Annotated in this window: 17 protein-coding genes; 11 read left to right on the top strand and 6 right to left on the bottom strand. The window is 69.6% G+C overall.

Annotated features, from left to right (window positions below):
- Positions 1-115: 115 nt before the first annotated feature.
- Positions 116-844 (top strand): ribosome hibernation-promoting factor, HPF/YfiA family, encoded by a 729-nt coding sequence (gene hpf / locus AC21LY_RS15730; protein ID WP_489047455.1) that lies wholly within the window; start codon positions 116-118, stop codon positions 842-844.
- Between the two features lie 134 nt (positions 845-978).
- Positions 979-3681, top strand: coding sequence for a preprotein translocase subunit SecA (secA, locus tag AC21LY_RS15725; protein WP_489047540.1), 2703 nt, complete (start codon positions 979-981; stop codon positions 3679-3681).
- Positions 3682-3762: 81 nt separating this feature from the next.
- Here the strand turns inward: secA and AC21LY_RS15720 are convergent, their stop codons facing one another.
- Complete coding sequence (locus AC21LY_RS15720) at positions 3763-4443, bottom strand: lysophospholipid acyltransferase family protein (RefSeq protein ID WP_489047453.1); 681 nt, start codon at positions 4441-4443, stop codon at positions 3763-3765.
- Positions 4444-4499: 56 nt separating this feature from the next.
- Positions 4500-5063: an Rv3235 family protein gene (locus AC21LY_RS15715; protein WP_489047452.1), complete on the bottom strand. Its 564-nt coding sequence runs from the start codon at positions 5061-5063 to the stop codon at positions 4500-4502.
- Between the two features lie 109 nt (positions 5064-5172).
- Here AC21LY_RS15715 and AC21LY_RS15710 point away from each other — a divergent pair, with 109 nt between their 5' ends.
- The 8 genes from AC21LY_RS15710 (at position 5173) to AC21LY_RS15675 (ending at position 13901) form a co-directional block, all read left to right on the top strand.
- Complete coding sequence (locus AC21LY_RS15710) at positions 5173-6576, top strand: WS/DGAT/MGAT family O-acyltransferase (protein WP_489047451.1); 1404 nt, start codon at positions 5173-5175, stop codon at positions 6574-6576.
- On the top strand, positions 6577-7098 hold the full coding sequence (locus AC21LY_RS15705; protein ID WP_489047450.1) for a DUF6912 family protein: 522 nt from the start codon (positions 6577-6579) through the stop codon (positions 7096-7098).
- Between the two features lie 23 nt (positions 7099-7121).
- On the top strand, positions 7122-7733 hold the full coding sequence (locus AC21LY_RS15700) for a Uma2 family endonuclease (RefSeq protein WP_489047449.1): 612 nt from the start codon (positions 7122-7124) through the stop codon (positions 7731-7733).
- A 22-nt stretch (positions 7734-7755) separates the two neighbouring features.
- Positions 7756-8190, top strand: a complete 435-nt coding sequence (locus AC21LY_RS15695; protein WP_489047448.1) for an META domain-containing protein — start codon at positions 7756-7758, stop codon at positions 8188-8190.
- Positions 8191-8260: 70 nt separating this feature from the next.
- A complete protein-coding gene (locus tag AC21LY_RS15690) occupies positions 8261-9406 on the top strand; it encodes a ferredoxin reductase (RefSeq protein ID WP_489047446.1) in 1146 nt (381 codons plus the stop codon).
- Between the two features lie 287 nt (positions 9407-9693).
- Entirely contained in the window at positions 9694-10953 is a 1260-nt protein-coding gene (locus AC21LY_RS15685; protein ID WP_489047445.1) for a fatty acid desaturase family protein, read from the top strand.
- 169 nt (positions 10954-11122) lie between these two features.
- Positions 11123-12409 carry a fatty acid desaturase family protein gene (locus AC21LY_RS15680; RefSeq protein WP_489047444.1) on the top strand — a complete coding sequence of 429 codons (1287 nt, stop codon included), beginning with the start codon at positions 11123-11125 and terminating at the stop codon, positions 12407-12409.
- Between the two features lie 82 nt (positions 12410-12491).
- Complete coding sequence (locus tag AC21LY_RS15675; RefSeq protein ID WP_489047443.1) at positions 12492-13901, top strand: fatty acid desaturase family protein; 1410 nt, start codon at positions 12492-12494, stop codon at positions 13899-13901.
- Positions 13902-13928: 27 nt separating this feature from the next.
- Here AC21LY_RS15675 and AC21LY_RS15670 read toward each other — a convergent pair whose 3' ends face one another.
- Positions 13929-14816, bottom strand: a complete 888-nt coding sequence (locus AC21LY_RS15670) for a universal stress protein (RefSeq protein ID WP_489047442.1) — start codon at positions 14814-14816, stop codon at positions 13929-13931.
- On the bottom strand, positions 14813-16633 hold the full coding sequence (locus AC21LY_RS15665; protein ID WP_489047441.1) for an amino acid permease: 1821 nt from the start codon (positions 16631-16633) through the stop codon (positions 14813-14815). Before AC21LY_RS15665 ends, AC21LY_RS15670 begins: the two co-directional genes overlap by 4 nt.
- Positions 16634-16876: 243 nt before the next feature.
- Between AC21LY_RS15665 and AC21LY_RS15660 the strand changes: the two genes are divergently transcribed.
- The gene (locus AC21LY_RS15660) at positions 16877-17617 is read left to right on the top strand and encodes a gamma-glutamyl-gamma-aminobutyrate hydrolase family protein (protein WP_489047440.1); all 741 of its coding nucleotides are present in this window, start codon (positions 16877-16879) and stop codon (positions 17615-17617) included.
- Between the two features lie 152 nt (positions 17618-17769).
- Here the strand turns inward: AC21LY_RS15660 and AC21LY_RS15655 are convergent, their stop codons facing one another.
- Positions 17770-19152, bottom strand: coding sequence for an aspartate aminotransferase family protein (locus tag AC21LY_RS15655; RefSeq protein WP_489047439.1), 1383 nt, complete (start codon positions 19150-19152; stop codon positions 17770-17772).
- Between the two features lie 38 nt (positions 19153-19190).
- Complete coding sequence (locus AC21LY_RS15650) at positions 19191-20720, bottom strand: CoA-acylating methylmalonate-semialdehyde dehydrogenase (RefSeq protein WP_489047438.1); 1530 nt, start codon at positions 20718-20720, stop codon at positions 19191-19193.
- Positions 20721-20756 lie beyond the last annotated feature (36 nt).

The raw sequence follows: 20756 nt of genomic DNA, 5'->3' as shown, positions 1-20756 counted from the left end.
GCCCGGCAGTCCGCCCGGCGTACGAATCTGAGCCTGCCGCCCTGCGCATCTGACCGAGTACGGACTGGTGATCCGTACTGGCGCACCATGATCGGGCCCACACGAAAGGTTTCACATGACCCTTCTGTCCCCTCGCGATACGAACCGCGCTCACGCGACGCCCAACGTCGAAGTCGATCCCTTCCGCGAACCCGGCCACATCGCCGACGAGCGCGACAAGGAGTTCCTCACCCCGAACGCCCCCGTGGCCATCGACGGCCGCAACGTGGAAGTGCCGGAACACTTCCGCGTCTACCTGGGCGACAAGTTGGCGCGACTCGAGAAGTTCCGGTCCACCATCACCCTGTTCGAAGTCAGTCTCTTCCACGAGCCGAATCCGCGGCAGTCCAAGCAGTGCCAGCGGCTCGAGCTCACCGTGCGCGGTAAGGGCGGTGTCGCCCGCGCCGAGGCTGCCGCGGACAACTTCTACGCCGCCTTCGAGACGGCCCTGGACCGGCTCCAGAGCCGCCTGCGCAAGGCCTCGGACCGCAAGAAGGTGCACTACGGCAACCGCAGGCCGGTGTCGGTCGCGGAGGCCACGGCACCGTCGGCCCTGCCCGACGCGCCCGCTGCACCGGAGGCGGACGACGGCGATCCCTACGCGCACCTGGTCGAGGATCACCTGCCCGGGCAGATCGTCCGGATCAAGGACCACCCGGGCACGCCGATGACCGTCGACGACGCGCTCTCCCAGATGGAACTGGTCGGCCACGACTTCTTCCTGTTCTTCGACAAGGAGACCGAGAAGCCGTCCGTGGTGTATCGCCGGAAGGCCTTCGACTACGGCCTGCTCCGCTTGACCTGACGTTTCGCCTACCATGGATCCCGGTCGCGGACCACGCGGCCGGGATTCATGCGTGTGCGCTGACTTGACATGTGATGACGGATTGAGGTTGCTCAGTGGTTCTCTCCAAGGTGCTGCGGTTCGGCGAAGGCCGGATGGTCAAGCGGCTCGACGGTCTGGCCTCCTACGTGGAGAGCCTGAGCGACGAGTACGAGGCGCTCTCCGACGAGAAGCTCCAGGGCAAGACCGAGCTCTTCAAGCAGCGCCTGGAGAAGGGTGAGTCCCTCGACGAGATCCTGCCCGAGGCCTTCGCCACCGCCCGGGAGGCGGCGTGGCGGGTGCTGGGGCAGAAGCCCTACCACGTGCAGATCATGGGCGCGGGCGCCCTGCACGGCGGTGACATCGCCGAGATGAAGACGGGTGAGGGCAAGACCCTGACCTCGGTGATGGCCGCATACGCCAACGCGCTCACCGGCAAGGGCGTGCACCTGGTCACCACGAACGACTACCTCGCCAAGCGCGACGCGGACTGGATGGGCCGCGTGCACCGCTTCCTCGGGCTCGACGTGGACTGCATCCTCGCCGGGCAGGACCCGGACCGCCGCCGACAGGCCTACGCCGCGGACATCACCTACGGCACGAACAACGAGTTCGGCTTCGACTACCTGCGCGACAACATGGCGCACAGCACCGAGGAACTCGTCCAGCGCGGCCACAACTACGCGATCGTCGACGAGGTCGACTCGATCCTCATCGACGAGGCCCGTACGCCGCTCATCATCTCGGGCCCGGCCGACGGCTCCAGCAAGTGGTACACCGAGTTCGCGCGCATCGTGCCGCAGATGAAGAAGGACGTCCACTACGAGGTGGACATCCGCAAGAAGACCATCGGCGTGAACGAGGCCGGCGTGGAGCTGGTCGAGGACCAGCTGGGCATCGAGAACCTCTACGACGCGCAGAACTCGCTGCTGGTCAGCTACCTCAACAACGCGATCAAGGCCAAGGAGCTCTACGAGCGCGACAAGGACTACATCGTCCGGTCGGGCGAGGTGCTCATCGTCGACGAGTTCACGGGCCGCGTGCTCGCCGGCCGCCGCTTCAACGAGGGCATGCACCAGGCCCTCGAGGCGAAGGAGGGGGTCGAGATCCAGGCCGAGAACCAGACTCTGGCCACGATCACCCTGCAGAACTACTTCCGCCTCTACGACAAGCTCTCCGGCATGACGGGTACGGCCGAGACCGAGGCCGCCGAGCTGCACCAGATCTACAAGCTCGGCGTCATCCCGATCCCCACGAACAAGCCGATGATCCGCAAGGACCAGACGGACCTGATCTACAAGACGGAGGAGGCGAAGTTCGCCGCCATCGTCGAGGACATCGCCGAGCGGCACGAGAAGGGGCAGCCGGTCCTGATCGGTACCACCTCGGTCGAGCGGTCCGAGTACCTCTCGCGCCAGCTCGAGCGCAAGAAGATCCCGCACACCGTGCTCAACGCCAAGTTCCACGAGCAGGAGGCGGCGATCATCGCCAAGGCGGGTACGCCCGGCGCGGTCACGGTGGCCACCAACATGGCCGGCCGCGGCACCGACGTCGTGCTCGGCGGCAACCCGGACATCATCGCCGACCTGAAGCTGCGCGAGCGCGGCCTCGACCCGGTCTCCACGCCCGAGGAGTACGAGGCGGCGTGGGACGAGACCATCGAGCAGGTCAAGAAGGATTCGAAGGCCGACGCCGAAGCGGTGCGCGAGGTGGGCGGCCTGTACGTGCTCGGCACCGAGCGGCACGAGTCGCGCCGCATCGACAACCAGCTGCGCGGCCGCTCCGGCCGCCAGGGCGACCCGGGCGAGTCCCGCTTCTACCTCAGCCTCGGCGACGAGCTGATGCGGCGCTTCAACGGCGCGCAGATCGAGGCGTGGATGAACCGCGTCAACCTGCCCGACGACGTGCCGATCGACAACAAGTTCGTCTCCCGCGCCATCCGCAGCGCGCAGACGCAGGTCGAGCAGCAGAACTTCGAGATCCGCAAGAACGTGCTCAAGTACGACGACGTGCAGAACGAGCAGCGCAAGGTCATCTACGACGAGCGCCGCAAGATCCTCCGCGGTGAGGACCTGTTCGACCAGATCAACCACATGACCGACGACGTGGTCTCCGCGTACGTCGACGCGGCCACCGCCACCGGCTACGTGGAGGACTGGGATCTCGAGGAGCTGTGGGAGGCGCTGCGCACGCTCTACCCCATCCAGCTGGACTGGAAGGAGGTCGTCGGCGAGGACGAGAACGGCGACCGCGACGAGATCACCAGCGCCGAACTCAAGGAGATCCTGCTCAAAGACATCCACGCCGCCTACGACAGGCACCAGGAGACCATCGAGCAGGCCGCCGGCGAGGGCACCATGCGCCAGGTCGAGCGGTCCGTGCTGCTGTCGGTCCTGGACCAGAAGTGGCGCGAGCACCTCTACGAGATGGACTATCTCAAGGAGGGCATCGGCCTGCGCCAGATCGCCCAGCGCGATCCGGTGGTCGAGTACCAGCGCGAGGGCTACGACATGTTCAACGGCATGCTCGAGGGCCTCAAGGAGGAGTCCGTCGCGACCCTCTTCAAGGTGCAGGTGCAGCAGCCCGAGGGCGCCCCGGTCGACGGCCCGGCCGCTCCGGCGCAGGTGAGCAGCCCCGTCGCCGAGCCCGACCCGGACAAGATCACCCTCTCGGGCCCCTCCGAGTCCGGCGACCTGACGGAGATCTCGCAGAGCGCCGACGAGCCGCAGGGCACCCGCTCCGAGCGCCGCGCCGCCAAGCGCGAGGCCGACCGGGCCGCGCAGAAGGCCGCCGCCGGGCGGGGCAAGCACCGCCGGTAGAAGACCGCCAGGACTTCGGTCGTGAAACCCCAGGATCCTGCGGTTTCACGACCGGAGTCCCGTCGCGGTTCGGCCGGACGGTTACTCGATGCCCTTCTTCGCGTACTCGGACACGCGCGCCTGCCCGGTGCGCGCACCGATGACATCCATCAGGCGGTCGGTGGCACGACGGATCGACTCCTGATCGTCGACGCTCGCGTCGCTCAGATCGAGCGGCGGGAGCACGTCGACGGTGACGCGGCTCTTCCAGAAGTTCTTCCTGGTGCGATTGTCGGTGCGCCCCAGCGCGATCGGGATGACCGGTGTGCCGGTGGCGAGTGCGACCCGCACGGCTCCGGTCTTGCCCTTGTAGAGGCGCCCGTCGGGGGAGCGGGTCCCCTCGGGGTGGATGCCCCACGCGCCGCCGCCCTCGACGATCCGCGTGGCCGCCTCGAGCGCGGGCGCGGAGACCGAGCCGCCGCGCCGGTCCACGGGGATCTGGCCCATGCCGGAGAAGAAGATCTTCTTGAACCGTCCCTTGAGACCCGGCTCGGTGAAGTAGTCCGCCTTGGCGAGGAAGCTCACCGGCCGCCGCGCGCTCTGCACCACGTAGAAGGAGTCCGAGATCGCGAGGTGGTTCGCCGCGAGGATCACCGCGCCGGTGCGCGGAATATGCTCCAGCCCGGTGTATTCGGGGCGGCCCCACACCCACAGGGCGGGGCCGATCAGGAGGTGGCGGGCAACCCGGTACCGGAACGCGGCACGCAGCGAACTCAGCGACATGTCCCCTGTGTACCGCTCCACAGCGCCGGGTGTCCGCGATTTGCGCAAACGTCGGGTCATGCGGCCGTCGTGAAGGCCACCCACCGCCACCGTCCGGCTGCGGCCTCGACCCGGCCGGCGGCGGCGAGCACCCGTTCCCCGCGGGTGTAGGTCAGGAAGATCTCCGCGCCGACCTCCGCTGCAGGGGTCCGGGAACGGGATCGTCGTACCAGCTCGCGCGGCATGCCGACGTGCACGTTCCCCCAGCCCGAGACCGTGGTGGCGGGCCCCGTCTCCGCCAGGGTGCGCAGCACGTCCACGACGGTGCCGGTCGCGATCGCCGTGAGATGTTTCGCGGGCCGCCGGCGGTCGAGCACCTCGAAGACCGGCCGCAGGGTGGACAGGACGAACCGGTGCGCGTCGGGATGCACGGCGGCCACCGGCCCGGGCAGCGCGGGGTGCTCGGGCGGCGCGGCGCGGGACGGCTCCGGCAGCGGCGGCGCGGGCCGTGCGGCCCGGACCCGCTGCAGCGGTCGCGCCTGCGGTTCGGCGTCCGGCGCGCGCAGCACGACGAAGCCCGGATCCGGTGTGCGGGCCGCGCGGGACCGCGTCCCGCCGGCCGTCAGTTCAATCGCCCCCATACTGATTAGACGCATCAGGAGGGCGTTCGGATCCCTGAAGCACTCGCACCGGCGCGGACGGGGCGATCCCGTATGCTGGCGCCGACGACCGGTGCGCGGGGAGGTGCAGGTGAAGGGCAGGCTCGGCCAGTCCGACGCGGAGTTCTACGCGTTGGAGAATTCCACGACGCCCACGCACGTCGGAACGTTGGTGATCCTGCGGCGCCCCGAGGAGGGCCTGGACTACGAGCGGCTGCTCGACACCATCGAGGAGCGCCTCGCCGAGGTTCCGCGCTACCGGCAGAAGGTCCGGACGGTCCCGCTGGGCATCGCCCGGCCGGTCTGGATCGAGGACCGCGATTTCGACATCACCTATCACTTGCGGGTCTCCGCGGTGCCCCGGCCGGGCAGCGACGATCAGCTGCACGACCTGATCGCGCGCTTCAACTCCCGCCCGCTCGACCGGGAGCGCCCGCTGTGGGAGGTCTACCTGATCGAGGGCCTGGCCGAGGACCGGGTGGCGGTCTTCTCCAAGACCCACCTCGCCCTGGTGGACGGCCGCGCCAACGTGGACCTGATGCAGTTGCTGCTCACCGACACCCCGCACACGCCGCAACCGCCCGAGGACCTGTGGATGGGCCAGCACGAGCCCAGCGACGGTGAGCTCGTGATGGGCGCCGTCATCGACATGCTGTCCCGGCCCAAGCGCACCGCCGCGATGCTGCAGGGCGTCGTCGGCGAGGTGGCGGAGTCGATCACGGGCCTGCGGGAGGACGCGGCCAACGTGATCGAACGCGCCTCCAGCCTCGTCCGGGCGCGCACCGCCGTGACGCCGGTCCGCTCGCTCAACGTGCCGATCTCGCGCAACCGGCGGTTCGCCGTGGCGCACTTGGACCTGGACGAGTTCCGGCGGCTGCGAGCAGCTTTCGGCTGCACCGTCAACGACCTGCTGCTGTCGGTGATCGCGGGCGGCCTGCGCACCTGGCTGATCTCGCGCGGCGAGCCGATCAGCGCCGGCACCGAGGTGCGGGTGCTCGAGCCGATCGCCGTCGACGACGTGGGCCTCGGCGTGGGGGAGCAGGTGCGCGCGTACATCGTCCCGCTGCCGGTGGCCGAGGGCAACGCGGTGGTGCGGATGCGGCAGATCGCGCACGGCGCCGCGGCCCAGGTGGACCGGGGCCGGCAGGTCGCGGCGCGGGCGCTGGCCGCCAGCGGCGGCTTCACGCCGCCCACCCTGCACGCCCTGGGCGCGCGGACCGCCATGAGCGTCTCGCCGCGGTCCTTCAACACCCTGGTCACGAACGCCCCGGGACCGCAGTCGCCGGTGTACCTGTCCGGTATCGAGGTCGAGCAGGTCTATCCGGTGCCGCCGCTCGTCGCGAACCAGGTCGTCTCGATCGGCATCACGTCCTACAACGGCACGGTCTACATCGGCCTCAACGCCGACCGGGACGGCATGTGGGACGTGATCTCGATGACGGAGTTCCTGTACGAAGCGCTGGACGAGCTCGCCGCGTCCGTGAAGGGGGAGTAGATGACGGTCCGCGTGTACGTGCCCAGCACCCTGGCGGGGCTGCAGGTCCTGCAGCGCGACGGTGAGCTGTTCCCGTTGGGCGGCACCGTCTTCGGGGTCACCCCCGCGCTGCGCGAGGCCTACACCTCGGGCGACGACGAGGAGCTCGCGGAGGCCGCGATGCGGCACGCCGCGCGTGCCTCCCTCCGGCTGCTCGCCGTCGACGGTGACCCGGAACCCGATGGCGCCGAGCCGGACCCGGTCCGGCGGGTGGTGATCACCGCGGACGTCCCGGCGGCGAAGGAGCGCCCGGACCTCGATGACGCAGTGCTCAAGGTGACCGAGCCGATCCGCCTGAAGAACGTGGTCGCCGTGCACGTCGACGTCTCCGACGCCGAGGAGGCCGTCGCCCGCGCCGCGCAGGTGGTCGACGCTGCGGACCTCGGCGACGAGGACGCCGAGCTCGCCGTCGGCGACGCTGAGGACCACGACCTGGCCTGGTACGCCACGCAGGAGCTGCCCTTCCTCCTCGAACTCCTCTAGCCTGAGTGCGGGAGGTGATCGCCATGGCGGTGCCGATGCACGACGACGGACGTTTCGACCCGCTCGTCGAGTTCGCCGGGGGGTGGACGACGGAGCTGGCGGAGCACTACCTGCCGATCGGCGGCGTGCCTCCGGCGAGGTACGAATGTCTCGGGGGGAGACTGATCATGAGCCCGGTGGAGGGGTCGTCGAACAGCTGGGGGCAGATCGAGCTGGCGGCCGTGATGCGGCTGCCGGCCCGCGCGGCGGGGCACGCCGTGTACAACCCGCTCAACGTGCGCTTCGACGACCGGACGTGGATCGTGCCGGATCTCGTCGTGCTCCGTGAGCCTGCGACCGGCATCACCTGGGTGCCGGCCGGCACGGTGCTGATGCCCGTCGAATTCGTCTCCCCCGGCAATCGCCGCCGGGACCTGATCGACAAGCCGGCGCTCTGCGCGGCGGCGGGTGTGCCGTACTTCCTGCGGGTCGAGATCGACGGGGCGCGGGTCACCGTTGAACTCAGCGAACTGGCCGACGGTGCCTACGTCCTGCGGCAGCGCGCGGCCGGTGGGCAGCGGTTCCGGACGGACGTGCCGTTCGCGATGGATTTCGACCCGCTGGACCTGCTCGAGCCGGGGGTGGCCCCCCGCTGACGGCGCGCGCTACGGTGGGGCCATGATGATGCGCGGTGCCCGGCTCGCGGCGGCCCTCCTGGTGGCCGCGGGCGCCGTCGCGTCCGCGCCCGCGGCGTCGGCGGCCCCGGTGCCCCTGGTGGGCACGCAGTGGAGGTTCGAGGCGAGCGGCGTCGCCCGGACCGCGCCCGTGAAGTACACCGGATCGCCGGCGTTCGTCAGGATTAACGGCGACCGCGCCGGCGGAAACGACGGCTGCAACGTCTTCGGGGTCGACACCCGGATCAGCGGCGACCGCGTGCACTTCCACGGCCTCGTCTCCACCCTGCGGGCCTGCTTCGCGCCCGGCGCCGGCGCGCAGTTCCGGGACGCCTTCCAGGGCGAGCGCACGGTCCGGATCACGGGGGACCGGCTGCGGGTGTCCGACGGTGCGCGGGGCTACTGGGACTTCGTCGCGACCGCCCCGGCGAAGCCCTAGTCCGTCACACCGGATAGGACAACCTCGCGGAAATTGTCCCAACAGGTTACGGCACCGTAGGCTCACACCCATGAGCAACCGTTTTCGCGCCCTCCGTGACTGGCTCGAGGCCCCGGCCAAGGACGTTTCCGCCGAGAATCCCCGCGCCAACCTGGTGCGCGGCGCAGTGGCGCGGCTCACCACGCCCCTGCTGCCGGACGACTATCTGCACCTGATCAACCCCCTGTGGTCGGCGCGCGAGCTGCGCGGCAAGATCGTGGGGGTCCAGCAGGAGACCGACGAGTCGGTCACGCTGACCATCGAGACCGGCTGGGGCTTCAACACCAAGTACGAGGCCGGCCAGTACGTCGGCATCGGGGTGCTCGTCGACGGCAAGTGGACGTGGCGCTCCTACTCGCTGACCTCCGTGCCCGACATGGGTCACGGCCGCGCCCCGCGCGAGGTGTCGATCACCGTCAAGGCGATGAACGAGGGCTTCCTCTCCAACCACCTCGTGACCGGCGTGCAGGAGGGCACGATCGTGCGCCTGCAGGCACCGTCGGGCGACTTCACGCTCCCGAACCCCCTGCCGCCCAAGGTCCTGTTCCTCACCGCCGGCAGCGGCATCACGCCCGTCATGGCGATGCTCCGCACGCTGGAGCGGCGGGGCATCCCCGCGGCCACCGACATCGTCGCGGTGCACTCCGCGCCGAACGCCGAGTCCACGCTGTTCCGGGACGAGCTCGAGGCCTTCGACGCGAACCACGAGAACGTCTCCGTGCAGTTGCGCTACACCCGCGAGGCGGGCCGGCTCACGCCCGCGAACCTCGCCGAGGTCGTGCCCGACTGGCAGGAGCGGCAGACCTGGATCTGCGGCCCGGGCGTCTTCCTCAGCGACATGGAGCGGGCGTGGAAGGACCGCGGCCTCGAGTCGCGCCTGCACCAGGAGCGCTTCACCGTCGAGCGCGCGGACGTCTCGGCGAGCGGCGGCGAGGTCACCTTCGTCAGGGCCGGCAAGAAGACCGATGTCGACGGTGCCACCACCCTCCTCGAGGCGGGCGAGGCGATCGGCGTGCAGATGCCCTTCGGCTGCCGCATGGGCATCTGCCAGACCTGCGTCGTGCAGCTCGCCGACGGCCAGGTCCGCGACCTGCGCAGCGGTGACCTGCACACCGAGGGGGAGCGGATCCAGACCTGTATCTCCGTGGCGGTGGGAGACTGCGCGCTGGACGTCTAGGCCGGAGTCGTCCCTCACTGCATCTCCGTGCAGTGGGAGACTGCGTACTGGACGTCTAGCCGGAGCCGTATCCCGATCCCGGCCGTCGCGCTTCCCTAGCGGGGTGTACATCGCCCTCGCCTGTCGTGCATTCCCCATGTCCACGGACATGGGGAGGTGGTCGCCCCGCTAGGGGAGGCTCGGGTGAGGCGCAGTGCCGGTCACATCCGTTGACACCTACGCCGCCGTAACTTACGGTTGCGTAGGTTAGATGGATCTTGAGACCGACCAGGTAAGGACGGCCCCGCATGGCGATCACCGATATCCCCGAGTACGCGCACCTCACGCAGGCCGACGTCGAGACCCTCGGGGCGGAACTCGACGCGATCCGCCGCGACATCGAGGCGGCCCGCGGCTCGTCGGACGTGCGCTACCTGCAGCGCACGATCGCGGCGCAGCGCGGCCTGGAGGTCGCGGGCCGGCTGATGCTGCTCGGCGCCCACAAGCGCGGCTTCTGGTGGGGCTCCGCGGTCTCCCTCGGGGTCGCCAAGATCATCGAGAACATGGAGCTCGGGCACAACATCATGCACGGGCAGTGGGATTGGATGAACGATCCCGAGGTCCACTCGACCACCTGGGAGTGGGACAACGCCGGCACCTCGCGGCTGTGGAAGCACACCCACAACTACGTGCACCACAAGTACACCAACGTCCTCGACATGGACGACGACGTGGGCTACAAGACCCTGCGCGTCACCCGCGACCAGCCGTGGACCCCGTTCAACGCGGGCAACCTGGTCTACAACACGCTGCTCATGCTGCTCTTCGAGTACGGCGTGGCCATCCAGCACCTCGAGCTGGGCCGCGCGGTGCAGAAGTGGAACAAGCCCTGGTACGACCAGGAGAAGTTCAAGGCGGACGCCGCCGATGTGGGCCGCAAGATCGGCCGCCAGGTGCTCAAGGACTACGTCGCGGCGCCGCTGGTCGGCGTGCCCTTCGGAGGCAAGCGCGGCTGGCGCAAGGCGCTCACCGCCACGGTGACCGCCAACGTCATCCGCAACGTCTGGACCAACGCGGTCATCTTCTGCGGGCACTTCCCCGACGGTGCCGAGAAGTTCACCGAGCAGGACGTCGACAACGAGACGCAGGCCGAGTGGTACCTGCGGCAGATGCTCGGCAGCGCCAACCTGTCGGGCGGCCCGGTCATCGACTTCCTCTCCGGCAACCTGAGCTACCAGATCGAGCACCACCTGTTCCCCGACCTGCCGTCGAACCGCCTCGCGGAGATCGGCGTCCGGGTGCGCGCGCTGTGCGAGAAGTACGACCTGCCGTACACGATCGGCCCCCTGCACGTGCAGTACTTCAAGGCCTGGCGCACCATCGCCAAGCTGTCGCTGCCGGACAAGTACCTGCGCGACACCGCCGACGACGCCCCGGAGACGGCCTCGGAGGCCATGTTCGCCGGCACCGAGTTCGCCGAACCGCGCGTCGACGCGGCCACCGGCCGCCGGTTCGGCCTCAAGGCGGCCCGCGCCGCCGTCCACGCCCGGCGCCGCCGCCGCGCCTGACCCTCGCCCTCCCGATGCCCGACGGTGCCGCGCACCGTCGGGCATCGGCGTCTGCGGGGTGCGTCACTCCTGGAACAAGATCGATGACTTTGTTCCATCTCGCTGCTACAGTGGAATCGTTCTGTTCTTGAGGCCGCTGCATGCGGTCGTACCGATTGGGGATCGCCTCGTGGCTATCACTGACATCGCGGAGTACGCGCACCTGACCGACGCCGATATCGAGGCGCTCGGTGCTGAGCTGGACGCGCTGCGCCGGGAGATCGAGGAGAGCCGCGGCGAGGAGGACGCCAAGTACATCCGCCGCGTCATCAAGAGCCAGCGTATCGCGGAGGCCGCGGGCCGCGTCTTCGGCCTCGGCGCCGGCATGAAGGGCTGGAAGGGCAAGGCGGCCTGGGCCGCGTCCGCCGCCTGCCTGTCGTACGCCAAGGTGATCGAGAACAACGAGCTCGGCCACAACATCATGCACGGCCAGTGGGACTGGATGAACGATCCGGAGATCCACTCGACCAGTTGGGAGTGGGACAGCGCCTCGGACGGCAAGTTCTGGCGGCACACCCACAACTACATGCACCACAAGTACACCAACGTCACCGATATGGATGACGACATCGGCTACGGCATCCTGCGCGTCACGCGCGATCAGCCGTGGGAGCCGTACATGCTCTTCAACCCCGTCTACAACTTCATCCTGATGACGGGCTTCCAGTACGGCAAGGCCGTGCAGCACCTCGAGCTGATGAACGCCATGAAGGCGGCTCTCAACGGTGGTGAGCAGTACGCGAACTACGACTGGGAGGAGTTCCGCAGCCGGCTCAAGGTGGTCCTGACCAAGATCACCAAGCAGACGGCGAAGGACTACGTCTTCTTCCCCGCGCTGGCCGTGCCCTTCACCGGCGCCCGCGGCTACAAGAAGGCGGCCTCGGCCAACTACGTGGCCAACACCGTGCGCGACGTGTGGGACCACATGACCATCTTCTGCGGGCACTTCCCGGACGATGCGGAGAAGTTCACCATCGAGGACATCGAGAACGAGACCCTCGCCGAGTGGTACCTGCGCCAGATGCTGGGCACCGCGAACTTCGAGGGCAGCAACGCGCTGCACTTCATCACCGGTCACCTGGGCCGCCAGATCGAGCACCACCTGTACCCGGACCTGCCCTCGAACCGCTACAACTACATCAACTCGCGGCTGGTCGAGATCTGCGAGAAGTACGACCTGCCCTACAACAGCGGGCCGATGTGGCGGCAGTACGCCGAGTCCTGGCGCACCATCATCAAGCTCTCGCTGCCGGACCGGTTCCTCAAGGCCACGGCCGACGACGCCCCCGAGACCCACTCGAACAAGCGTTTCTACGACGAGAACGGTGTGAGCACCGTCGTCAAGGGCGCCATCGACGACGAGGGCAACCGGATCGGCCTGCGCACCCACGTGCAGGAGCTGGCCGCCTCCAAGTGACGATCGCGGCGGCCCCCGAGCCCGGTATGGAGCACGTCTCACGGGCTTCGGCGGGGCCTGCCGCGGCGGTACACTAGAACCTATGGCAATCTCCGATGTCGCTGCGTACGCGCACCTGGACGCAGCCGATGTCGAGCGGCTCGCGGCTGAGCTCGACGAGATCCGCGCGGACGTGATCTCCTCCCTCGGGGAGCGGGACGCCCGGTACATCCGCCGCGTGATCCGAGCGCAGCGTGCGCTCGAGATGGCGGGTCGCGCGATGCTGCTCGGCTCCCGCAATCGCTGGCTCTGGACGGGCGGCACGCTCGCCGTGGGCATCGCGAAGATCATCGAGAACATGGAGCTCGGGCACAACATCATCCACGGCCAGTGGGACTGGATGAACGATCCGGAGATCCACTCCACCACCTGGGAGTGGGACATGGCCTGCCCGTCGGCGCACTGGCAGCACTCCCACAACTACCTGCACCACAAGTACACCAACGTCGTCGGCCTGGACCTCGACGTCGGCTACGGCGTGCTCCGGGTCACCCGGGACGAGGAGTGGCATCCGAAGCGGTCCGCGCAGATCCTCAACAGCCTGTTCCTCGGGCTCACCTTCGAGTGGGGCATCGCGCTGCACGACATCGAGCTGGCGGAGGCCATCGCGGGCAACAAGCCGTGGCCGCAGACCCGCAAGCAGCTCAAGGAGATGGGGACCAAGGCGGCGCTGCAGCTCGGCAAGGACTTCGTCGCCTACCCGGCGCTCAGCAAGGCCGTGGGCGGGTCGTTCTCCCGCACCCTCACCGCCAACCTCACGGCGAACGTGATCCGCAACCTCTGGACCTATGTGGTGATCTTCTGCGGGCACTTCCCCGACGGTGCCGAGAAGTTCACCGTCGAGACCGTCGAGGACGAGACGCAGGGCGAGTGGTACCTGCGGCAGATGCTGGGCAGCGCCAACATCACCGGCGGCCCGGTGATGGACTTCATGTCCGGCAACCTGAGCTACCAGATCGAGCACCACCTGTTCCCGGACGTGCCGTCCAACCGGCTGCGCGCCGTGAGCCGGCGGGTCCGCGAGATCTGCGACCGGTACGACCTGCCCTACACCACGGGCTCACTGCCGAAGCAGTACGGGCTCACCACCCGCACCATCGCCAAGCTGTCGATGCCGGACCGGTGGCTCCGCGCCACCAGCGACGATGCCCCGGAGACCGCGTCGGAGCTGCGCTTCGCCGCCGTCCGGGAACGGCTCGCGCTGGCCCAGGAGGCCGCCCACGAGCGCTTGGTGCACGCGCAGGAGAGCCTGGCGTCCGCCCAGGAGACCGCCCACGAGCGGCTCGTCCACGCCCAGGAGGCGGCGCACGCCGCGCACCTGGAGGTCGAGCGGGTGGGCCTGCGGACGGCGATCGCCGAGTCGGCACGCCGGAAGATGGAGGACAAGCGCCTGCGCGCCGCGGAGAAGGGGGTGGGGCGGAACTGTTGGCGCGGGGGAGCGCCGGCCGTCTGACCGGCCGGCGCCCCGCCCCTACCGGATTCAGTCCGCGGCGCGCCGCGGCATGATCATCACCGGCACCGGGGACGCGCGGATGATCCGAGCGGCGGCCGAGCCGAGGAAGACGTGCTGCATCTGGCCGGCCGCGCCCGACCCCAGGAGCAGCAGGTCGCCGGGCCTCCAGTCGACGTTCTCGACCGCGGCCCGCCAGTCCGTCCCGGACCCGACCGCCACCTCCACCGCGTCGGCGGTGATGGCCGTGCCGGCCGTGACCAGCTGCGCGTCGATGCTCGCGCGCGTGCGCTCCCACCAGCTGCGGAGTACCAGCTCCTCGGCTTCGGTGTTCACCATCGCCGAGTACGCGGCCACGTCGCGCACGGCGAACGAGACTACGCGGAGGCCGACGCCCCAGCGCGAGGCCAGCTCGACGGCGCCGACCAGCAGCCCGTTCTCCTCGGCCTTGCCGCCGTAGGCCACGGTCAGCCGGATCACCGGCGTGCCACCGGCCCGGTAGGCGCGGGGCGCGATCGCCACCGGCAGCTGGGCGGTGTGCACCAGCCGGTCGGTGACGCCGCCCAGCGCGACCCGGCCGAGCACGCCGGACGACGAGGAACCCACCGTCACGACGCTCACGTCGCGCTCCGCGGCCAGCTCCATCAGGCCGACCGGAACCGATCGCGCCTGCTGCACCTCGACGGTGACACCGACCCCGGGGGGCAGTGCGTCGATCGCATTGTGCAGGGCCCGCTCGGCGCGCACCGCGATGTGGTCGACGTACTCGTCCTCGACCGGGTCGGCCGTCGCCGGCAGCCGCCGCTCGATCACGGAGGCGGCGAGGATCGGCTCGCCCGTGGTGCGGGCGATCTGCGCCGCCAGCTCGATCGGCGCCGAGCTGTGCCGACTCGAGGAGAACCCGGCCATGATCGTCATGCGGGTGACCCCTGGTCCATCTTCGAGCCGACGACGTGGGTGACCGGCAGGTGGTGCTCGGCCCGAGCGCGGTCGACCACGTCGAACCGCTGCCAGACGGAGTCCTCGTCGGGGAGGGTCGAGATCACCAGCCGGTCCGGCGCGTACTGATCGACGGCGGTCGCCAGAGCGCGCAGCGGCCGGTAGTCGCCCAGCTCGCCCTCGGCGTTGAAGCCCTCGTCGCGGAGCACGCGCAGGGTCGCCTCCAGACGCTGCTCGGCGACCCGGGTGGTCTCCTCCCACACGTCCAGCGGTCCGTGGCGGTCCGCGGTGCCCATCTCGATCGGGCTCGCGGGGACCACCACGTGGAAGACGGTGCCGGAATCGGCGCCGATCCGGCGCAGCTCACCGAGCAGTTCGGCGGAACCGACGGTCTGGTTCGCGAGCACCACGACGCGGCTGGGCGCGGCGTCGACGGGCGCGTCGGCGATCACCGGCCGGGACTTGATGAAGAACCGGTTGGCGACGAACAGCACCACCACGACCGCCCAGGCGCCGAGGCTGAGGAAGAGCTGCGAGCGGGTGTCCTCCTCGACCCCCATCTGCACGAGGATCGCCAGGATCGCGACGATGGTGAAGATGGACAGCACCGGGAACAGCCACATCTTGACCTTGAGGTTCTCGCTGCCGTTGCGGAACCGGAGCACCGTCTGCGAGACGCAGATCAGCAGGTAGACGAACAGGATGATCGCGCCGGAGGAGTTGAGCAGGAAGGCGAAGATCGTCTTCTCCCAGAACGCGGCGGCGATCACGCAGACGAAGCCGATGGCGGAGGACGACAGGATCGCGGCGGTGGGCACGCCGCGCTTGCTGACCTCGACCAGCTTGGCCGGCGCCTCGCGGCGGGCGGCGAGGACGAACATCATCCGGGAGGCGGTGTACATGCCGGAGTTGAGGCAGCTCAGCACGGCGGTGAGCACCACGGCGTTCATGATGTGGTCGGCGTACGGGATGCCCATCTTGCTCATCGCGGCGACGAACGGGGAGGCGTCGCCGATCTCGTTCCACGGCATGATGGTGACCAGCAGGAAGGCGGAGCCGACGAAGAAGATCGCGATACGGACGATGACTGAGTTCGCGGCCTTGGCGACGGCCTTCTCGGGATCCTCCGACTCGGCGGCGGCGATGGTCGCGATCTCGGCACCGACCATGGAGAAGATCACCGTGACCACGCCGATCGTCACGGCCATCGCGCCCATCGGGAAGAAGCCGCCGTGCGCGGTGAGGTTGGAGAAGTCCATCGACTTGCCGGGCCAGATGCCGAAGACGTAGGCGGCGCCGAGCGCGATGAACGCGATGATCGTGGCGACCTTGATACCGGCGAACCAGAACTCGAACTCACCGAACGAGGACACCGAGAAGAGGTTGGTGGCGGTCATCGCGGCCATCAGCAGCAGCGAGACGAGCCATAGCGGGGCCGAGGGGACCCAGTACTGGACGATCTTGGCGCCGGCGATGGCCTCGAAGCCGCACACCACGACCCAGAAGTACCAGTAAAGCCAGCCCACCGAGAAGCCCGCCCAGTCGCCCAGCGCGAACCGGGAGTAGTCGGCGAACGAACCGGTGGTCGGGTTGGCGACCGCGAGCTCGGCGAGCATCCGCATCACCATGATGACGAGGAATCCCGCCAACGCGTACGTGATGAAGGTGCCGGGGCCGGTCGCGCCGATCACGGTCTTGGATCCCACGAACAGGCCCGCGCCGATGACGCCGCCGATCGCGATCATGCTCAATTGCCGTTGACTCAGAGCCTTCTTCAGCTCGGGTGATTGGCCCACTTGATACCTCCATATGAGTGCTGATGGCGAGCCGGAAGGCTCGCGATCGCATCGTGACGCGAGTCACAAGATACGGCTATAGCGTTGCGCGCGGACGGTTTCGATGCGGGGAACAAAGTGTTAAGAGTTTTAATCAGCTCGTTGCAGAGTGTAAAGCGAGAACGGCGTTCCCGCTCGCTACCATTCAGGCTGGGGTGGGGTTTCGTCCCGCCCGTTCCTATGCCGCCGGAGGTATCGCACCGAATGTCCGAATCAAGGGATCCGGTGATCGGGATCTGCGGGATTCCTGCCCGCTGCCGGTACGGCGAGGTGTGGGACCGGGACGTCGTGATGCTGCCGCAGTCCTACCTGCGGGCCGTGACCGAGGCGGGCGGGATGGCCGTCCTCCTGGCCCCCACCGCGCGCACCGCGGAGCGCCCGGGGGAGTTCCTGGACCTGCTCGACGGGCTGCTGCTCGCCGGCGGCTCGGACATCGATCCCGCCTGCTACGGCGCGCTCCCGCACCCGGAGCTCGGCCACACCGACCCGGTGCGCGACCGTGCCGAGATCGCGCTCGCCGCCGAGGCCGTGCGGCGCGGCCTCCCGCTGCTGGGCGTCTGCCGGGGGATGCAGGTGCTCAACGTCGCGCTCGGCGGCGATCTGATCCAGCACCTGCCGGATCTCCTGGGCGACGACCCCACCCATCTGCGCACCGACGGCGTCTTCGAGCGGCACCCGGTGCACGTCGAGGCGGGCACCCGCACCGCCGAGCTGACCGGCCCCGGCGCCGTGGCGGTGAGCTCGCACCACCACCAGGCCGTCGGCCGGCTGGGCGCGGGCCTGACGGTGACGGCGCGTGCGTCCGGCGGCCGGGTCGTGGAGGCCGTGGAGTGCGCGGACGGCTACGCCGTCGGGGTCCAGTGGCACCCCGAGGAGGACCCGTCGTCGACGGTGATCGCCGGTTTCGTCCGGCGGGTCGCCGAGCTGGTCCCCGCGCGGGCCTGACGACCGGTCCCGGAGCGCCGGCCCGCCCGGTCCGACGGGTGCGGGCGGTCGAGAACGCCGGCCGTTTCCGGGGCTCGACCCACGACGACGCGCCCGGCCGGATCTCGTGGATCCGGCCGGGCGCTTCGTCGTTCGCTGGGCCCGGGTGTGCCCTAGACGGTGTGCGCGTCGGCGAGGTGGAGTGCCTCGTCGAGGATGCGCAGGCCCGCGCGGGCCTCCTCCGCGGTCACGGTGCACGGGGGCACGACGTGGATGCGGTTGAAGTTGACGAAGGGCAGCAGGCCGCCCTTCTTGCACGCCGCGACGGTCTCGGTCATCGCCGCCGAGGTGCCGCCGTAGGGCGCGAGCGGCGCGCGGGTCGCCCGGTCCTCGACCAGTTCGATCGCCCAGAAGACGCCCGTGCCGCGCACGTCGCCGATGGAGCGGTGCTTGGCGCGCATGCCCGCGAGCGCGGGGCCGATGACCTCGGCGCCGATCCGCGCGGCGTTGTCGACGATCTTCTCCTCCTCCATCGCCTCGATGGTGGCGACCACGGCGGCCGCCGCGAGGGGGTGCCCGGAGTAGGTGAGGCCGCCCGGGTAGGCGCGGTCGGCGAAGGTCGCGGCGATCTTCTCGCTGATCGCGACGCCGCCCATCGGGACGTAGCCGCTGTTGACGCCCTTGGCGAAGACCAGCAGGTCCGGGATCACGGGCCCGGCGGCGGTGGCCGCGTGCTCGATCGCGAACCATGTGCCGGTGCGGCCGAAGCCGGCCATGACCTCGTCGGCGATCATGACGATCCCGAACTCGGTGCACAGCTCCCGGACACCGGCGAGGTAGCCGGGCGGCGGGACCATGATGCCGGCGGTGCCGGGGATCGACTCGAGGACGATCGCCGCGATCGTCGACGGTCCCTCCAGCTCGATCACGCGGCGCAGCTCCTCCAGGGCCCGGGCGCATTCCTGCTCCTCGGACTCGGAGTGGAAGACCGAGCGGTAGAGGAAGGGGCCGTTGAAGTGGACCACGCCGTGGGCGCCGCGATCGTTGGGGAAGCGGCGCGGATCGCCCGTGAGGTTGATCGCGAGATCGGTACCGCCGTGGTAGCCGCGGTACCGGGCGAGCACCTTGTACTTGCCGGTGTGCAGGCGGGCCATGCGCACCGCGTGCTCGATCCCGTCGGCGCCGCCGTTGGTGAAGAAGATCTTGTCCAGATCTCCCGGGGTGCGCTCGGCGATCAGCCGGGCGGCCTCGCTGCGGGCGGCGTTCACGTGCTGCGGGGCGATGGTGCACAGCTTCGCGGCCTGCTCGGCGATGGCGCCGATCACCCTCGGATGCTGGTGTCCCACGTTGGTGTTCACCAGCTGGGAGGAGAAGTCCAGCAGCCGGTTGCCGTCGCCGTCCCAGACGTAGCTGCCCTCAGCGGCGAGCACCGTCATCGGGTCGAGGCTCGCCTGCGCGGACCAGGAATGGAAGACGTGCGCGCGGTCGAGCGCGTAGGCCCGAGCGCCTTCGGCGACGGCGTCGTCGAGCGAGGCTCCGCCGGGGAGTGCGGTCATCGTCGTTGCTCCTTGTGGTGTCTCGTCGGTGCCGGGCGTCAGACGTTCTGTGGGAAGCCGAGGTTGATGCCCCGGTTCGCGGGGTCCTGCCAGCGGGTGGTCACGACCTTGCCGCGGGTGAAGAAGTTCACGCCCTCGGTGCCGTAGGCGTGCGTGTCGCCGAACAGCGAGGCCTTCCAGCCGCCGAAGGAGAAGAACGCGGTCGGCACCGGGATCGGCACGTTGACGCCGACCATGCCGACCTCGACCTCGTTCTGGAAGCGGCGGGCCGCGCCGCCGTCGGCGGTGAAGATCGCGGTGCCGTTGCCGTACGGGCAGTTCGCGATGAGCTCCATGCCCTCCTCGTAGGTGTCCACGCGCACGACGGAGAGCACGGGGCCGAAGATCTCGTCGGTGTAGACGCTCATGTCGGGGGTGACGTGGTCGAGCAGGGTCGGGCCCACCCAGAAGCCGTCCGAGACGTCCTCGGCATCGGCGCCCGCGGCGGGCGCGACCGCGCGACCGTCGACGACGACCGTCGCGCCGGCCTGCTCGCCGGCGTCGATGTAGCCGGCCACCTTGTCGCGGTGGACGCGGGTGATCAGCGGACCCATGTCGGCGGAGCCGGTGCCGTCGCCGGTCACCAGGGTGCGGGTGCGCTCGGCGATCTTGGCGACCAGCTCGTCGGCGATGTCGCCGACGGCGACGAGGGCGGAGACGGCCATGCAGCGCTCGCCGGCCGAGCCGAAGCCGGCGTTGACCATGGCGTCCGCGGCGATGTCGAGATCGGCGTCGGGCAGCACGATGGCGTGGTTCTTGGCGCCGCCGAGGGCCTGGACGCGCTTACCGTTGGCGGTGCCGGTCCGGTAGACGTACTCGGCGATCGGGGTGGAACCGACGAAGGAGACGGCCTTGATCGCGGGGTTGGCGAGCAGCTCGTCGACGGCGGTCTTGTCGCCCTGGACGACGTTGAAGACACCGTCGGGCAGCCCGGCCTCGGCCAGCGTGCGGGCGATCCAGAGGGAGGCCGACGGGTCCTTCTCGCTCGGCTTGAGCACCACGGTGTTGCCCGCCATGATCGCGATGGGGAAGAACCACATGGGCACCATCGCGGGGAAGTTGAAGGGCGAGATCACGGCGACGGGGCCGAGCGGCTGGCGCATCGAGGAGACGTCGACCATGGTCGAGACGTTCTCGCTCATGGCGCCCTTGAGCAGGTGGTTCATGCCGCAGGCGAACTCCACGACCTCCTGGCCGCGGGTCACCTCGCCGAGCGCGTCGGAGTGCACCTTGCCGTGCTCGGCGGTGAGGATGGCGGCGAGCTCGTCCTTGCGGGCGTTGAGCAGCTCGCGGAAGGCGAACATGATGCTGGTCCGCTTCGCCAGCGAGGTGTCGCGCCAGGCCGGGAAGGCGGCAGCAGCGGCGTCGATGGCGGCGCGGGTGTCCGCGACGTCGGCGAGCGCGACCTGACCGCTGACGGCACCGGTCGCCGGGTTGGTCACGGGCGCGTACTGGCCGGAACCGCCCGCGAACGGGGCGCCGCCGATCCAGTGGTCGATGGTGCTGGTGCTGATCTCGGTGATGGTCATGCATCTACTGTGCGGCCCTCCGAGCCCCGTATGTGC

The sequence above is a fragment of the Tsukamurella sp. II2bb genome (genome assembly GCF_057815145.1).
The sequence above is the reverse complement of the archived record's forward strand: the minus strand, read 5'-3'. Positions and strand labels throughout refer to the sequence as shown.

Coding starts and splice junctions, on each gene's coding strand:
- hpf (WP_489047455.1), top strand. CDS start 116: ATGACCCTTCTGTCCCCTCGCGATACGAACCGCGCTCACGCGACGCCC.
- secA (WP_489047540.1), top strand. CDS start 979: ATGGTCAAGCGGCTCGACGGTCTGGCCTCCTACGTGGAGAGCCTGAGC.
- AC21LY_RS15720 (WP_489047453.1), bottom strand. CDS start 4,443: ATGTCGCTGAGTTCGCTGCGTGCCGCGTTCCGGTACCGGGTTGCCCGC.
- AC21LY_RS15715 (WP_489047452.1), bottom strand. CDS start 5,063: ATGGGGGCGATTGAACTGACGGCCGGCGGGACGCGGTCCCGCGCGGCC.
- AC21LY_RS15705 (WP_489047450.1), top strand. CDS start 6,577: ATGACGGTCCGCGTGTACGTGCCCAGCACCCTGGCGGGGCTGCAGGTC.
- AC21LY_RS15700 (WP_489047449.1), top strand. CDS start 7,122: ATGGCGGTGCCGATGCACGACGACGGACGTTTCGACCCGCTCGTCGAG.
- AC21LY_RS15695 (WP_489047448.1), top strand. CDS start 7,756: ATGATGATGCGCGGTGCCCGGCTCGCGGCGGCCCTCCTGGTGGCCGCG.
- AC21LY_RS15690 (WP_489047446.1), top strand. CDS start 8,261: ATGAGCAACCGTTTTCGCGCCCTCCGTGACTGGCTCGAGGCCCCGGCC.
- AC21LY_RS15685 (WP_489047445.1), top strand. CDS start 9,694: ATGGCGATCACCGATATCCCCGAGTACGCGCACCTCACGCAGGCCGAC.
- AC21LY_RS15675 (WP_489047443.1), top strand. CDS start 12,492: ATGGCAATCTCCGATGTCGCTGCGTACGCGCACCTGGACGCAGCCGAT.
- AC21LY_RS15670 (WP_489047442.1), bottom strand. CDS start 14,816: ATGACGATCATGGCCGGGTTCTCCTCGAGTCGGCACAGCTCGGCGCCG.
- AC21LY_RS15660 (WP_489047440.1), top strand. CDS start 16,877: ATGTCCGAATCAAGGGATCCGGTGATCGGGATCTGCGGGATTCCTGCC.
- AC21LY_RS15655 (WP_489047439.1), bottom strand. CDS start 19,152: ATGACCGCACTCCCCGGCGGAGCCTCGCTCGACGACGCCGTCGCCGAA.
- AC21LY_RS15650 (WP_489047438.1), bottom strand. CDS start 20,720: ATGACCATCACCGAGATCAGCACCAGCACCATCGACCACTGGATCGGC.